The following is a 2189-nucleotide window of genomic DNA, read 5'->3' on the forward strand; positions in this document are numbered from 1 at the left end:
GTTCAACAATGATGAGACACTTTTCCAGGAATTCTTTATAAGCTTCGGATATGTTCAGGTTATTTGATTGAAGCGTAATCTCATTATAAAAATACCGCTGCAGGTTATTCCTGTTTTTCAAAAGATTTGCCACACGGGCCACCAGGTATTCTTTTTCAAATGGTTTGCTGATATAGTCATCAGCACCACCCTCCATACTTTTTAGCTTTATGTCTGCGGAAGCACTTGCGGTAAGTAATATGACGGGAATATATGATAATGCGGGGTCATTCTTTATCTTTTCACAAAACTCTATTCCATCAATGCCCTGCATCCTGAAATCAGTAATGATCAGGTCAGGTAATTTCTCTGTAGCCAGTTTCAGTCCATCAGTCCCGTTTTCCGCTTCATAAAGCAGGTAATCTGATTTGAATACACTTTTAATATAGGTTCTGATATCTGCTTCGTCATCAACTATTAAGATACTTTGTTTATCACTAATCAGTTCTACCTCTTCATCTGCATTAAACTCATCTGAAAATGCATCCACTTCGCCAAGCATTTCATTAAATAAGACGGATTCACCCTGATTATCCAGGTCTGCGATAACCTCCGGAAAATGCGATTGTCCTTTTAACAATGAAAGGTAAAATGAGGTGCCGTTACCCAGCTCACTGGTATAACTTAATTGCCCACTATGCAGGTCTGTAAATTGTTTGGCCAGGAATAAACCAATTCCGAAGCCCGGTTTAGCGGAATTATCTTTTCGTATGGCCTGGTAAAAACGTTCGAACAATTGATCGCCTGCATCGGCAGGAACACCAGAACCGTTATCTTCCACTTTAATGAGTACATCTTCAGTTGTTTCTGTTACTTCGATCAAAACGGCACCACCGGAAGGGGTATATTTTAGTGCATTCGATATCAGGTTAAACAAAACAATTTCCAGTTTCCCACGATCAGCAAAAATTTCCAGTGCTTTATTTTCGAAGATAAGCTCGTACTGAATCGCTCTTGAAGCTGCTTGCTGGGTAAAGCACAGATATACCTCCTGACACAAATCATATAAGTTTAATTTCGAAACCCTAATATGGTCAAACCCCGCTTCGGCCTTTCTAAAAAGCAAGAGCTGATCAATCAGACTCAGCATTCTTCTTGCATTTCTGTGGATAAAACCGAGTTCCTTAATGTCCTCAGAAGATCGGTTTTCTGACTTTTTCATCAAATCCTTAACAGGATTGATGATCAGGCTTAATGGGGTTCTGAACTCATGGGAAATATTTGTAAAGAAAGACAGCCTTTTTTCATTCAACTCTTTTTCATTCTCATTAATTACACGCTCTTTTTCATGTTCAAGACGTTCTTTTTCATGTTTTGCCACTTCCGCTTCATACTCGGCTTTTTTGCGTTCTGCACTGAGATTTGCTATTTTAACTTCATAAGTAAGTTTAGTTTGTCTGGATTGATAGAGAAAATACAGATACACTAAAGCCGCAACTGCACTGAAGTAAATTAGGTATGCCCACCAGGTACGATACCATGGTGGCAATACAACAATCTTTAAATTGATTTGCTTACTGTTCCAAACACCCTCGATATTGGTGCTTTTTACTTTAAAAACATAACTACCCTCATCCATATGGGTATAAGTAGCTGTGCGCGAATTCCCTGCTTTATTCCAGTCCCTGTCCCATCCGTCCATATAGTAGGCGTACGAAATCTTATCGGAGGCAGAATATTCAAGCGCAGTAAATTCAAAAGAAAACACTGCCTTATCATAAGGAACCTTAAGTTCCAGAACCCTGCCACTCTTACTTTCTTTTACAAAAGAAGGATGCTGTTCAACTGGTACATTATCAATGTTGAGTCCTGTTAGCAACAGATTGGGCGCATTGTTAACAGGGACAATACTTGCAGGCTGAAAAATATTAAATCCCTTTATCCCCCCAAATACCATCTCTCCAGATTTTAGCCTCAGACTTGAATTGATCTGAAACTGGTTACTTTGAAGACCGTCACTCTGATAAAAATTTGTAAACTCCTTTTTTGCAATGTTAAATTTAGAAATCCCATTATAAGTGCTGATCCATAGATTACCCTTCTGATCATCGAGCAGGCTGAGTACGGAATTGTTACACAGTCCATTTTCTGTGGTATAACGTGTAATTATTTTACCCGTCTTTCGATCAAAAAGCAAAAGACCACCACCT

1 protein-coding gene is annotated in these 2189 nt (G+C 39.0%); it reads right to left on the bottom strand.

Annotated features, from left to right (window positions below; translation table 11 throughout):
- The coding region (locus AC1DDX_RS26670) for a response regulator (protein WP_477622954.1) at window positions 1-2189 on the bottom strand (2189 nt) is incomplete at both ends.

The organism is Pedobacter sp. 10L46_2, assembly GCF_056395165.1.